Source organism: Paracoccus sp. SJTW-4 (genome assembly GCF_047716885.1).
Classification (GTDB): domain Bacteria; phylum Pseudomonadota; class Alphaproteobacteria; order Rhodobacterales; family Rhodobacteraceae; genus Paracoccus; species Paracoccus solventivorans.
This window is the reverse complement of the sequence record NZ_CP136681.1, coordinates 1173487-1185717: the sequence shown is the minus strand read 5'-3', so window position 1 is coordinate 1185717 and position 12231 is coordinate 1173487. Positions and strand designations below refer to the sequence as shown.

The 12231-nt window shown below is 70.0% G+C and carries 12 protein-coding genes and 1 pseudogene; 8 read left to right on the top strand and 5 right to left on the bottom strand.

Annotation, left to right across the window (positions count from 1 at the left end; translation table 11 throughout):
* The first annotated feature begins 43 nt into the window (after positions 1-43).
* Positions 44-871 carry a formate dehydrogenase accessory sulfurtransferase FdhD gene (gene fdhD, locus RSP45_RS05800; protein WP_415393585.1) on the top strand — a complete coding sequence of 276 codons (828 nt, stop codon included), beginning with the start codon at positions 44-46 and terminating at the stop codon, positions 869-871.
* Position 872: 1 nt separating this feature from the next.
* A complete protein-coding gene (locus RSP45_RS05795; RefSeq protein WP_073060133.1) occupies positions 873-1091 on the top strand; it encodes a formate dehydrogenase subunit delta in 219 nt (72 codons plus the stop codon).
* A 3-nt stretch (positions 1092-1094) separates the two neighbouring features.
* Here RSP45_RS05795 and RSP45_RS05790 read toward each other — a convergent pair whose 3' ends face one another.
* Together RSP45_RS05790 and RSP45_RS05785 are read right to left on the bottom strand one after the other, a co-directional pair.
* Entirely contained in the window at positions 1095-1892 is a 798-nt protein-coding gene (locus RSP45_RS05790; protein ID WP_415393584.1) for a phosphodiesterase, read from the bottom strand.
* Positions 1893-1954: 62 nt separating this feature from the next.
* Entirely contained in the window at positions 1955-2890 is a 936-nt protein-coding gene (locus RSP45_RS05785) for a LysR family transcriptional regulator (protein ID WP_073060126.1), read from the bottom strand.
* A 145-nt stretch (positions 2891-3035) separates the two neighbouring features.
* Here RSP45_RS05785 and RSP45_RS05780 point away from each other — a divergent pair, with 145 nt between their 5' ends.
* The 3 genes from RSP45_RS05780 (at position 3036) to RSP45_RS05770 (ending at position 5832) form a co-directional block, all read left to right on the top strand.
* Positions 3036-4412, top strand: a complete 1377-nt coding sequence (locus tag RSP45_RS05780) for an aspartate aminotransferase family protein (RefSeq protein WP_415393583.1) — start codon at positions 3036-3038, stop codon at positions 4410-4412.
* 214 nt (positions 4413-4626) lie between these two features.
* Positions 4627-4794 carry a hypothetical protein gene (locus tag RSP45_RS05775; RefSeq protein WP_159435536.1) on the top strand — a complete coding sequence of 56 codons (168 nt, stop codon included), beginning with the start codon at positions 4627-4629 and terminating at the stop codon, positions 4792-4794.
* A gap of 33 nt (positions 4795-4827) precedes the next feature.
* Positions 4828-5832: a glycosyltransferase family 2 protein gene (locus RSP45_RS05770; protein ID WP_415393582.1), complete on the top strand. Its 1005-nt coding sequence runs from the start codon at positions 4828-4830 to the stop codon at positions 5830-5832.
* Between the two features lie 101 nt (positions 5833-5933).
* Here the strand turns inward: RSP45_RS05770 and purF are convergent.
* From purF to radA, 3 genes and pseudogenes are all read right to left on the bottom strand, one after another.
* A pseudogene (gene purF / locus RSP45_RS05765) lies at positions 5934-7382 on the bottom strand (amidophosphoribosyltransferase); the annotation flags it as partial.
* 131 nt (positions 7383-7513) lie between these two features.
* A complete protein-coding gene (locus RSP45_RS05760; protein WP_415393581.1) occupies positions 7514-8146 on the bottom strand; it encodes a CvpA family protein in 633 nt (210 codons plus the stop codon).
* 72 nt (positions 8147-8218) lie between these two features.
* On the bottom strand, positions 8219-9583 hold the full coding sequence (gene radA / locus RSP45_RS05755; RefSeq protein WP_415393580.1) for a DNA repair protein RadA: 1365 nt from the start codon (positions 9581-9583) through the stop codon (positions 8219-8221).
* Positions 9584-9826: 243 nt separating this feature from the next.
* Here radA and RSP45_RS05750 point away from each other — a divergent pair, with 243 nt between their 5' ends.
* The 3 genes from RSP45_RS05750 to RSP45_RS05740 all read left to right on the top strand — a co-directional run bounded on the left by RSP45_RS05750 (position 9827) and on the right by RSP45_RS05740 (position 12229).
* The gene (locus RSP45_RS05750) at positions 9827-11089 is read left to right on the top strand and encodes an ABC transporter permease (RefSeq protein ID WP_415394005.1); all 1263 of its coding nucleotides are present in this window, start codon (positions 9827-9829) and stop codon (positions 11087-11089) included.
* Positions 11082-11741 carry an ABC transporter ATP-binding protein gene (locus RSP45_RS05745; RefSeq protein ID WP_073060110.1) on the top strand — a complete coding sequence of 220 codons (660 nt, stop codon included), beginning with the start codon at positions 11082-11084 and terminating at the stop codon, positions 11739-11741. Before RSP45_RS05750 ends, RSP45_RS05745 begins: the two co-directional genes overlap by 8 nt.
* An 83-nt stretch (positions 11742-11824) precedes the next feature.
* Positions 11825-12229 (top strand): c-type cytochrome, encoded by a 405-nt coding sequence (locus RSP45_RS05740; RefSeq protein WP_415393579.1) that lies wholly within the window; start codon positions 11825-11827, stop codon positions 12227-12229.
* Positions 12230-12231 lie beyond the last annotated feature (2 nt).

Here is a 12231-nt window from a genome sequence, read left to right as displayed (position 1 = left end):
CGCAGGGCCAGGCGGGGTGGTTTCCCGCGCGGCCGGTCCGGCAGTGCCGGCCGGACCGGCCGCCTCTGCGTCCCCGCTGCGGCGCTGGTCGGGCGCGGGCTGGGACCTCTCCGACGCGCCCGCCCCGCCCGAGGAAGCTGCGGTCGCCATTGTCGTGGACGGCACCAGCCAGGCGGTGCTGATGGCGACGCCGCATGATCTGGACGACCTCGCGCTGGGGTTCGCGCTGACCGAGGGGCTGATTGCGGCCGTGGGCGACGTGACTGATGCGCAGGTGGCGGCGGTGGCGCCGCCCGCGGCGCTGCCCGGGTTGCCGGCGCTGGAAACCCGGCTGTGGCTGCGCCCGGGTCTTGCCGCCGGTCTGGCCGAACGCCGGCGCAGCATGGTCGGCCCAGTCGGCTGCGGGCTTTGCGGCGTCGACAGCATCGCCGCGGCGCTGCCGCCGGTGCTGCCGGTGGCCGCCGGTTATACCGCCACCCCCGGTGACATCGCCCTGGCCATGCAGGCGCTGGCCGAGGGGCAGCGCCGCTGGCGCGACACCCCCGCGATCCACGCCGCCGGTTTCTGGTCGCCCGAGGTTACGCTGGTGCGCGAGGATGTCGGCCGCCACAATGCGCTGGACAAGCTGGTGGGCGCGCTGGCGGCGCGCGGCATCGACCCCGGCGGCGGGATCATCACGATGACCTCGCGCCTGTCGGTCGATCTGGTGCAGAAGACCGCGCGTATTGGTGCGGGCCTGCTGGCCGGCGCCAGCACCCCTACGCGGCTGGCCATCGACTGGGCCGAGGCCGCCGGCCTGACCCTGATCGGGCGCGCCCGTGCGGGCAGCTTCGACCTTTACACCCACCCCCAGCGCATCAGGAGCGCGTGACATGCCCGACAAGCTGATCCGCATGGCGACCCAGATCGCCGATTTCTTCCGCAGCCAGCCCGGCCAGCCCGAGCTGGCGGTGGCTGGGCATATCAATGATTTCTGGACCTATCGGATGCGCGCGCAACTGATCGAGGCGCTGCGCGCCGGCGCCGCCGCCGACCCCATCGTGCAGGCGGCAGCGCCCCATATCCACATCCCGGCGGGGCAGGGCGGCTAGGCTTCAAGCCCCGGCCTCGATCGGGCCGGGGGCGGGGGCGGTCGGCACCAGATGCGAGCGGATCGCGCCCTCCTCGGCGCAATGCAGCATGATCGCGCCCGGTTCCAGCATCAGCGCCAGCGGCTGCTCGGGTTGCAGTCGCAGCGCCACCGCGTGCGACGGGCTGGGGCAGCTGAGGCACAGTACCCCCGCCGCCACCGTTGTCACCGCGCGGTGCAGATGCCCGCAGACCAGCTGCGCCCCGGCGCGATGCCCGGCCAGCAGCGGTTCCGGCGACAGCAGCGCCAGCGCGTCCATGGCCTTGATCCCGGAGCGGAACGGGTGGTGGTGGACCGCCACCAGCACCGGCCGCCGCCCGGCAGTGTCCAGCGCCCGGTCGAGGAACCCTAGCGTGCCGTTGCCCAGGATTCCGTGGCCCGCGCCGGGGACGTGGCTGTCCAGCGCCACCACGTCCAGCCGGTCGAATTGCAGATGCAGGTTGATCGCGCCGTGGTCGGGCATCCAGTGCAGATGGGAAAACGCCTCTCGCATCACCTCGCGGTTGTCGTGGTTGCCGGGGATGGCGAACCACGGCAGCGGCAGCGGCGCGATCAGCCGCAGGAAATGCGCGTATTCCTCGGGGCGGCCGGATTCGACCAGATCGCCGGTGACGATCACCGCGTCGACCGGGCCGATGGCGCGCAGGTTGCGGGCGATCCACTCCACCGTGCGGCTCAGCGCGGCGGCGGTGTCGATCATCCCGCCCAGCAGCCGGCCGGGCACGCCGATATGAGGGTCGGAAATCTGCAGGATGCGGGTCATGGGCGGCTCTCGCGGCGGGGTCTGGGGCAGCATACAGGCGGGACGGCGGGACAGAAGGGGGCTCAGCCCGCGGCTTCGCGCGCGAACTCGTCCAGGATCATGCTGCGCAAGATCGAGCCGCCCAGCCCCAGCGGCCGTGCGCGGCGGTGGATCAGATAGCAGGTGTTGGCGCCGCGGCTGCCGGGGACCGCGATCTCGCGCACCTCGCCGCGTTCCACCCAGGGCGCGGCAAAGGCCAGCGGCAGCGAGCCGAGATAGCGCGAGGACAGCACCAGCACCATCCGCGACAGGATGGTGGGGGCGGTGGCGGCGATGCGGAACCCGCCGAGGAAATCGGAAAACGCTGGCTCCTGCGCGACCTCGGCGGCGACGAAACCGTGGCGGCGCAGCTCGTCCATGGTTAGCGCCGCGTCGTCGCGGGCAAACAGCGGATGTTCGCGCCCGCAGAAGATGCCCATCCGCTCCTTGCAGACGGGGGTGGCGACCAGCGCCTTGTTGGGGGCGATCAGCGCGGTGAACCCCAGATCGGCCGACCCTTCCAGCACCGAGGCGAGGATCTGGTCAGGCGAGGTCATCCGCAGGTTCAGTTCCAGATTCGGGTAACGATCATGCATCCGGGCGATGGCGCGGGCCAGCGGCTCGCCGAACTCGAACAGGAAGCTGTCGTCGGCGAACATGGCGATCTCGTCCTCGAGCCGGCTGGCGGCGGCGCCGATGAAATCGCTGAACCGGGCGATCTCGGCCATCAGCTCGACGGCGGCGGAATGCACCATCTGCCCCTGTTCGGTCAGCCGGAACCCGGACCGGCCGCGTTCGCACAAGCGCATGGAAAGTCGCGATTCCAGCCGTGACAGCCCCAGGCTGATCGCGGATTTTCCCTTGCCCAGCCGGCCTTCGGCGGCGGTGATGCCGCCGGCCTCGACGATCTCGATGAACTCGCGCAGGCTGGCGATGTCGATGTCGGACAGCCTGCCGCGGAACATGCGCTGATGCGGCATGAGCCGTTCCCCCCGGTTTTGGGCCATGGTTTGCACCGGATCAAACCTTGGTCAAGCACTCGGGGCTCGACAGCGGCGCGCCCAGGGCGCATGGCTGCCGGTGGCACCGCCGCCCCAACTGCACCGCACGACAGGACCGCACGACATGGATGACCTGACCAATTTCGCCGACACCCCCGAGGCGAAGGACATCGCGCATCACTTCCACGCCTATACCAACGCCCGCCGCCACGCCGAGATCGGCCCGATGATCATCGAGGACGGCGAGGGCATCCATGTCCGCGACAACAACGGCAACCGCTATATCGAGGGCATGGCCGGGCTGTGGAGCGTGGGCGTCGGCTTCAAGGACCGCCGGCTGATCGACGCGGCCATGCGGCAGCTGGAGAAACTGCCCTTCTATCACAATTTCGGCCACAAGAGCCACGGCCCCGCCATCGAGCTGGCCGAAAAGCTGGTCGCCATCGCGCCGGTGCCGATGAGCAAGGTGTTCTACACCAACTCGGGGTCCGAGGCGAACGACACCGTGCTGAAGATGGTGTGGTACCGCTCGAACGCGCTGGGCAAGCCGGAAAAGAAAAAGGTCATCTCGCGCATCCGTGGCTATCACGGCGTCACCATCGCCGCGGCCAGCCTGACCGGGCTGCCCTACAACCACCGCTCTTTCGACCTGCCGATCGAGCGGGTGCTGCACACCACCTGCCCGCATTACTGGAAAGAGGGCCGCGAGGGCGAAAGCGAGGAGCAGTTCGCCACCCGCTGCGCCGAGGAACTCGAGGCGCTGATCCTGCGCGAGGGACCCGATACCGTCGCCGCCTTCTGGGCCGAGCCGGTGATGGGCGCGGGGGGCGTGGTGGTGCCGCCGCGCGGTTATTTCGACAAGATCCAGGCGGTGCTGGCGAAATACGACATCCTGTTCGTCGCTGACGAGGTGATCTGCGGCTTTGGCCGCACCGGCGAGATGTTCGGCTCGACCCTCTACGGGATCCGGCCCGATGTGATGGTGCTGTCCAAGCAGATCACCTCGAGCTATGTGCCGTTCTCCGCCATCGTGATGAACGAGCGCTTCTATGACCCGATCGCGGATGAAAGCGACCGGATCAGCACCTTTGGCCACGGCTTTACCGGCGGCGGCCACCCGCTGGGGGCGGCGGTGGCGCTGGAAAACCTGGCGATCATCCAGGACAACGATCTGGTGGCGAACGCGCGCGAGGTGGGTGCGCATTTCCGCGCCCGGCTGGCGACGTTGGCCGACCGCCCGCTGGTGGGCGAGGTGCGCGGCGTCGGGCTGATCGCGGCAGTCGAGCTGGTCGAGGACAAGGCGGCGAAATCCGTCACCACCGTCGGCCGGCTGGGCGCGATGATGAACGCGGCGATGCAGCGCAACGGGCTGATCTCGCGCAACATGGGCGACAGCGTCGGGTTCTGCCCGCCGCTGATCATCACCCGCGTCCAGGCCGACGAGATGTTCGAGATCGTCGAGAAATCGCTGGGCGAGGTCGAGGCTGAACTGGGGCTTTGACCCCGCCAGCCGCGGGCGGGGGAATCCCCGTCCGCAGGCCGGTAACGCAGCGTCAGGCCGGCGGGTTCCCGCCGGCCACGGTTTTGTGATGGTTCCCGGCCGGGGTGCCGCCTTGGGTCGCCGCGGGTGCTTGGATAAGATTTCGAATGTCGGGCGGCCAATCCGGCGCGCGGGTCCAGCCCGCGCAGCATTCCAAGTCATTCGAGCGCAGAACATGCATCACCCTACCCGCAACGCCGTGGAAGCCCTGTTGCCGCCCGGAACCACCGTGGACGACCTGTCCGACAGCGAGGTTCAGGACCTGTTCAACTCGATCGTCCGGCAGGCCAAGGCCGAATCCGAACGCAGCGCCGACCCGGACGGGACCGCGCCGCCGGGCTGACGCCTGCGCGCCATCCGCAGCAGCAGGGCAGCCATGCAGGACCAAGCCACGCCCCCGGACGATCCATCCGCGCCCGGAGGAGCCGCCAGCGGCGCGCGCGGCCATGTGCTGATGTGCTCGATGCGCGACGAGGGGCCGTTCGTGCTGGAGTTCGTGGCCCATCACCGCGCCATCGGCTTCGACCGCATCTTCATCGCCTCGAACGACTGCCGCGACGGCACCGACCTGCTGCTGGACGCGCTGGACCGGGCGGGCGCGATCACCCATTACCGCAACCGGGTCAAGCCGGGCGAGCTGCCGCAGCATTCCGCCTATGCCGGAATCCGCCGCCGCCACGGGCTGGATGCGGCTGACTGGCTGATGGTGCTGGATGCGGACGAGTTCCTGGACGTGACCACCGGCGGCGGGCGTGTGCAGGATCTGACCGCGCAGGCCGATGCGGGCGACGACATCATCATGCTGAACCCGCTGACCTTCGGCACCAGCCGCGACCCGCGCTGGCAGCCGGGGCTGGTGACGGAACAGTTCCCCCTGCGCCTGCCCGCGCGCCATGGCGCCAACCGCCCGGTCAAGACCCTGGCGCGCGGAGTGGGGCGGTTCCGGCAGATCCACAACCACTCGGTGGTCGGCTACCGCGGCGAGGATGCGCTGACCGTGCTGCGCGCCGACGGTTCGCGCTTTGCGATCCCGCCGGGCGGCAAGCTGTGGGAGGTGCTGCGCAACGTGCCGGTCGAGGACATCCGCCACGGGCTGGCCCATTACAACCATTACGCGGTCAAGTCGCTGGCCTCGTACCTGCTGCGCCATGACCGCGGCCGGGGGGCGGCGCCCATGGGCGAGGCGAACGCCCGCCACACCTCGGGTTATTTCGACCGCATCGCCGGGGCGCGGATCCGCGATACCGGCTTTTCCGACCGCCACGGCGAAGCCCTGCGCGCGGAATACGCGCGGCTGCTGGCGATCCCCGAAGTCGCCGCCGCGCAGGCCGAGACCGAGCGCCGCTATGGTGCCCTGATCGCGGCGATCATGGATTACTAGCTGGCGGCGCGGGTGGCGCTGTTGGGGGTCAACGTGTGGTCCACGGGCTCATACCCGGACTGGTCGGGCTGGGCCTCGGCATCGCCCGACAGCGGGTCGGGCTTCATGCGAAAGCCGCGCTGCAGCTGGTCGAAGGGCGCGACCGGGTAGTCGCCGGAAAAACAGGCGTCGCAATATTGCGGGCAGCGGTCGTTGCGACCGCCAGCCTCGCCCACCGCGCGGTAAAGCCCGTCCAGCGAGACAAAGGCGAGGCTGTCCACCCCCATCCAGTCGCGCATCTCCTCGGGCGACATGCGCGCGGCCAGCAGCTTGTCGCGGTCCGGCGTGTCGACGCCGTAGAAACACGGCCAAGCGGTGGGGGGCGAGGCGATGCGGAAATGCACCTCGGCCGCGCCCGCGTCCAGGATCATGTCCTTCATCTTGCGCGAGGTGGTGCCGCGCACCACCGAATCGTCCACCAGCACCACCCGCTTGCCCGCGACCAGCGCCCGGTTCACGTTCAGCTTCAGCCGCACGCCCATGTTGCGGATCTGGTCGGTCGGCTCGATGAAGGTGCGGCCGACATACTGGTTGCGGATGATCCCCATCCCATAGGGGATCCCGCTTTCATGGGCAAAGCCGATGGCCGCCGGGGTGCCGCTGTCGGGGACCGGGCAGACCAGATCGGCGTCGACCGGGGCCTCGCGCGCCAGTTCCACGCCGATCTGGCGGCGGGTCTCATAGACGGAACGGCCGCCGATGATCGAATCGGGGCGGCTGAAATACACGTGCTCGAAGATGCAGAACCGCGGCGCCGACAGCCCGAAGGGGCGCGAGCTTTCGATCAGCCCCTTGGAGATCACCACCATCTCGCCCGGCTCGATCTCGCGCACGAAATCGGCGCCGATGATGTCCAGCGCGCAGGTTTCCGAGGCCAGCGCGTAGGCGCCCCCCGCCAGCCGCCCCAGCACCAGCGGCCGCACGCCCAGCGGATCGCGCACCCCGATCAGCTTGGTGCGGGTCATGGCGATGACGGAAAACGCCCCCTCGACGCGGCGCAGCGCGTCCTTCATCCGCTCGGGGATCGAGCGCTGGATCGAGCGCGCCATCAGGTGGATGATGCATTCGCTGTCCGAGCCGGACTGGAAGATCGAGCCCCGCTCGATCAGCTCGCGGCGCAGGGCGACCGCATTGGTGATGTTGCCGTTATGGGCGATGGCGCAGCCCCCCATCGCGAACTCGCCGAAGAACGGCTGTATGTCGCGGATCGCGGGGCCCTTGGCGCCGGCGGTGGAATAGCGGACATGGCCGATGGCGATCTCGCCCGGCAGCGTCTCCATCAGCGACGCCTTGGTGAAATTGTCGCGCACATAGCCAAAGCGATGCGCGCTGCTGAAGCCCTTGTCGGGGTGATACGAGATGATGCCGCCGGCCTCTTGCCCGCGATGTTGCAGGGCGTGCAGCCCCAGCGCCACGAAATTGGCGGCCTCGGCCATGCCGATCACGCCGAAGACGCCGCATTCCTCGTGCAGGCGGTCACTGTCGAAGGGGTCCGCTAGAAAGGGCTGCATGGCTGGGCCTTGGCTTTCGGAAAACAGGGGCTGGCGGCGGGGCGCGCGCGGGCGCCCGGACCTTCGGTGCCGTATCTAATGCGCCGGCGCGCAAAAGTCACGCCCCGGCTGTGCGCCGGATTAACAAGGGATCAGTTCGCCGACGGTGCGGCGGGGGCGGCGGGCGCAGCAGGCGCGGGGGTGGCAGTCGCGGGCGTCACCGTGGTGCCGGTCGCATCGCAGTCGCGCACCAGCTGCTCGAACCGCGCGGCCAGCCAGCCCGGCGCATCCTGCGGGATCTGGTCGTTCAGCTGCCCGCTCATCTGCCGGAACACCTGCGCCGAGCGCGACTGGTCCACCATCTCGACCCGCTGGGTGGTCATCACCCGGTCATAGACGATGAAGGCGATGACCACGAGCAGCACCCCGCGCGCCACCCCGAACAGGAAGCCCATGCCCTGGTCGACGCCCCCCAGCGCCGAGCGCTGCACGACCGAGGAAAACAGCGGCGTCAGGATGGAAAACACCACCAGCGCCAGCGCGAACACCACCGCGAAACCGGCGATCATCCCCAGTTCGCAGTTGTCGGCGATGATCTTGTCGACATAGGGGATCTGCGCGATCAACGGCCGCATCGCCCCGGCAAAGACGAAGGCCAGCACCGCCGCCCCGATCCAGCCCAGAATGGCCAGCGATTCGCGCACGAAGCCGCGTGAATAGGCGAGGATCGCCGAAAGGATGATGACCGCCGCCACGATGCCGTCGATCAGGGTGAAACCGTCCATCTGTCAGCCCTTTTTGCCCGGTGCCGGCAGCACGCCGCGGCCCCGCCTAGCGAAAGCGGTCGCCCGGCCCGGTCATCCGGCGCCGAAGGTCTCGCCCGTGAAACTCGTCAGATCGGCGGTCCGGGACAGGTCCATTCCGCCGCCGCCCTCGACCTTCTGGACCTCGGGCAGGATCGCGCGTGAGAAACCAAGTTTCCGCGCCTCTTTCAACCTGTTTTCGGCCTGGCCCACCGGGCGCAGCGCGCCAGAGAGGCTGATCTCGCCGAAAAGCACGGTATCGGCGGGCAGGGCGTGATCCTCGCGCGCGCTCAGCAGCGCGGCGGCGATGGCGAGATCGGCGGCGGGTTCCGCGACCCGCATCCCCCCCGCCACGTTCAGGAACACGTCCAGCCCGGCAAAGGGGATGCCGCAGCGGGCCTCGAGCACCGCAAGAATGGTCGAGACGCGGCCGCTGTCCAGCCCGACCACCGTGCGCCGCGGTGCGGCCAGCGTCGAGGGCGCGACCAGCGCCTGGATTTCGGTCAGCACCGGGCGAGTGCCCTCGATTCCCGCGAAAACCGCGCTGCCGGCGACGGGCTCGCCGCGTTCGGACAGAAACAGCGCCGAGGGGTTGGCGACCTCGGAAAGCCCGCCGCCGGTCATCTCGAACACGCCGATCTCTCCCGAGGGGCCGAAGCGGTTCTTGACCGCGCGCAGGATGCGGAACTGGTGGCCGCGCTCGCCCTCGAAATAGAGCACCGTGTCCACCATGTGCTCGACCACGCGGGGGCCGGCGATCTGGCCGTCCTTGGTGACATGGCCGACGATGACGACCGCGACGCCGCTGCGCTTGGCGAAGGTCACAAGCTCGTGCGCGGCGGCGCGGACCTGGCCGACGCTGCCCGGCGCGGCCTCGACCGTGTCGGACCACAGGGTCTGGATCGAATCGATCACCGCCACGTCGGGGCGTTCGGCGTCGAGCGTGGTCAGGATGTCGCGCAGCGCGGTTTCGGTCCCCAGCCGCACCGGCGCATCCGCCAGCCCCAGCCGCTGCGCCCGCATCCGCAGCTGGGCGCCGGCCTCTTCGCCGCTGACATAGACGGTGTTGCTGCCGGCGCGGGCGAATGCGGCCGCGGCCTGCAGCATCAGCGTGGATTTGCCGATCCCCGGGTCGCCGCCGACCAGAATGGCGCTGCCCGGCACCAGCCCGCCCCCCAGCACCCGGTCGAGTTCCGCGATGCCCGAGGGCGTGCGCGGCGGCGGCGGCTCGGTCGAGGACAGGCCCGACAGCGGGATGGTGCGCCCGCGCTGCGCCCCCAGCCCGCGGCCGGGGCCTTGGCTCAGCGGCGCTTCCTCGACGATCGAGTTCCATTCGCCGCAGGCTTCACAACGCCCCGCCCATTTGCGGTGGCTGGCGCCGCAGGCGGTGCAGGTGAACGAGGTGACGGGCTTGGCCATGGCGCGGTTGTGGCAGCGTGGCGGGCGGGCTGCAAGCCGCGGGGTTCGTGCAGGCGAGCCGGGGGCTTCGCGCCCCCATCGTCGTATACGACGATCCCGCGGGATATTTTCATGATGAAGAAAGAGCGCGCGCACTCACGCGGTTGTCGGCTTGCATCGCGCCGCGGCGGCAGCCATTCCATGGCGAGATTTTGGAAAGGTCGGCCCTTGGCAAACCCGCGTCCGTTTTCGCGTTACGAGTTCATGATCGCCTGGCGCTATCTGCGCGCAAGGCGGGCCGAGGGCGGGGTCTCGGTGATGACCTGGATCAGCCTGATCGGCATCGCGCTGGGGGTGATGGCGCTGATCGCCACGCTCGCGGTCCGTTCCGGGTTCCGGGCCGAGTTCGTGGACACGATCCTGGGCGCCAACGCGCATTCGACGCTCTATCTGCCCCCCAGCCAGATCCGGAACGAGTTGACCGAAGAGGTCTATACCGTCGCCGGGGTGATCGAGGATTACGCCGAGGTGGCGGCAAGGGTCGCGGCGCTGCCGGGGGTGCTGCGCGCCGATCCGGTGGTGCGCGGGCAGGTGATGGCCAGCGCCGGCGACCGTTCCGGCGTGGCCGAGGTCTACGGGCTGTCCGCCGAGGATCTGGCCGCCATCCCCCGCGTGGCCGACCCCGCCACCGGCTATGGCGACATCACCGCCTTTGGCGAGGGCGTGGCCGTGGGCGCCGGCATGGCGCGCGAGCTGGGGCTGGGGGTCGGCGACATGGTGCAGCTGATTTCCCCGCAAGGCGCGCAGACGCCGTTCGGGGTGACGCCGCGGGTCGGCAGCTACAAGGTCGTCTATGTCTTTTCGGCCGGGCGCTACGACATCGACCGCACCCGCATCTACATGCCGCTGGAGGAGGCGCAGTCCTATTTCAACCGCGAGGGCGCAGTGGACGAGATCCAGGTCTTTGCCGCCGCCCCCGAGGCGATCGACGCGCTGACGCCCGCGCTGATCGAGGCGCTGCCGGGCAGCATGGTCTGGACCTGGCGCGATGCCTCGGGCGCGTTCCTGTCGGCGCTGGATATCGAGGATGACGTGATGTTCGTCATCCTGTCGGTGCTGGTGCTGATCGCGTCGATGAACATCACCTCGGGGCTGATCATGCTGGTCAAGAACAAGGGCCGCGACATCGGCATCCTGCGCACCATCGGCCTGACCGAGGGCGCGGTACTGCGGGTGTTCTTCCTGTGCGGCGCCTTTACCGGGGTGCTGGGCACGCTGGCCGGGGTGGTGCTGGGGGTGGCGCTGGCGCTGAACGTGGACAGCATCATGGCCGGGGTGAACTACCTGTCGGGCGGGGGCGCGTGGGACCCGTCCGTGCGCGGCATCTACCGCCTGCCGGCCGAGCTGCGCGGCATCGATATCGCCCGGGCGGTGGGGCTGTCGCTGACGCTCTCGTTCATCGTCACCATCTTTCCGGCCCGCCGCGCGGCACGGATGAACCCGGTCGAGGCGCTGCGCTATGAATGAGGTCCTGCGGCTGGAAGCGATCGCCAAGACCTACAACCCCGGCACCCCTGCCGCCGTCGAGGTGCTGCGCGGGCTGGACCTGTCGGTCGCCCGCGGCGAGGTGGTGGCGCTGGTCGCGCCCTCGGGCGCGGGGAAATCGACGCTGCTGCATATCGCCGGGCTGCTGGACACCCCCGACGCGGGGCGCGTGGTGCTGAACGGGCGCGACATGACCGGGCTGTCGGACCGCAGGCGCACCGAGGCGCGGCGGCGCGAGCTGGGCTTCGTCTATCAGTTCCACCACCTGCTGCCCGAGTTCACCGCGGTGGAAAACATCGTGCTGCCGCAGCTGGCCAACGGGGTGCCGGAACGGGCGGCGCGCGAGCGGGCGCGGGGGCTGCTCGACCGCGTGGGGCTGTCGGCGCGCGCGGGTCACCGCCCGGCGGCGCTGTCGGGGGGCGAACAGCAGCGGGTGGCGTTCTGCCGGGCGCTGGCCAACGCGCCCTCGCTGCTGCTGGCGGACGAGCCGACGGGGAACCTGGACCCCGGAACCTCGGATCTGGTGTTCGGGATGCTGATGGCGCTGGTGCGCGAAACCGGGCTGTCGGCGCTGATCGCCACCCACAACCTCGAGCTGGCTTCGCGCATGGACAGGGTATTCCGGCTGGGCTGACGCTTTTCCGCCCGCCGTGCGCCAAGCCCCTTGCCGTCGGCGGCGGGGCTTGCGACACTCGCGGTCAAAACGAGGGATCGCGGATGAAACTTCCCCTGACTTCGCTGGCCGTGCTGGGCGCCTGCGCGGCGCTGGCCGCCTGCACGCCCCCGGTGCCCGACACCGGCGCGGCGGATTACGCGCAGTTCTGCGCCTCGTGCCACGGGCCTGCGGGCAAGGGCGACGGGCCGGCGGCACGGGGGCTGCGCCCGCCGGCCACCGACCTGACGCTGCTGGCGCGGGACAACGGCGGCAGCTTCCCGCGGCTGCGGGTGATGAACCGCATCGACGGCTATACCATGGGGATGAGCGACAGCTCCATGCCCCAGTTCGGGCAGGAACTGCGCGAGGGGCCGACGGTGCTGTTCGACGCCGGCGACGGGGTGCCGACGCCGACGCCCGCGCGGCTGGTGGCGCTGACCAGGCATCTGGAGCGGATGCAGCAATAACC

Coding starts and splice junctions, on each gene's coding strand:
- RSP45_RS05785 (WP_073060126.1), bottom strand. CDS start 2,890: ATGCCGCATCAGCGCATGTTCCGCGGCAGGCTGTCCGACATCGACATC.
- RSP45_RS05750 (WP_415394005.1), top strand. CDS start 9,827: ATGATCGCCTGGCGCTATCTGCGCGCAAGGCGGGCCGAGGGCGGGGTC.
- RSP45_RS05745 (WP_073060110.1), top strand. CDS start 11,082: ATGAATGAGGTCCTGCGGCTGGAAGCGATCGCCAAGACCTACAACCCC.
- RSP45_RS05760 (WP_415393581.1), bottom strand. CDS start 8,146: ATGGACGGTTTCACCCTGATCGACGGCATCGTGGCGGCGGTCATCATC.
- RSP45_RS05775 (WP_159435536.1), top strand. CDS start 4,627: ATGCATCACCCTACCCGCAACGCCGTGGAAGCCCTGTTGCCGCCCGGA.
- radA (WP_415393580.1), bottom strand. CDS start 9,583: ATGGCCAAGCCCGTCACCTCGTTCACCTGCACCGCCTGCGGCGCCAGC.
- RSP45_RS05780 (WP_415393583.1), top strand. CDS start 3,036: ATGGATGACCTGACCAATTTCGCCGACACCCCCGAGGCGAAGGACATC.
- RSP45_RS05740 (WP_415393579.1), top strand. CDS start 11,825: ATGAAACTTCCCCTGACTTCGCTGGCCGTGCTGGGCGCCTGCGCGGCG.
- RSP45_RS05770 (WP_415393582.1), top strand. CDS start 4,828: ATGCAGGACCAAGCCACGCCCCCGGACGATCCATCCGCGCCCGGAGGA.
- RSP45_RS05795 (WP_073060133.1), top strand. CDS start 873: ATGCCCGACAAGCTGATCCGCATGGCGACCCAGATCGCCGATTTCTTC.
- RSP45_RS05790 (WP_415393584.1), bottom strand. CDS start 1,892: ATGACCCGCATCCTGCAGATTTCCGACCCTCATATCGGCGTGCCCGGC.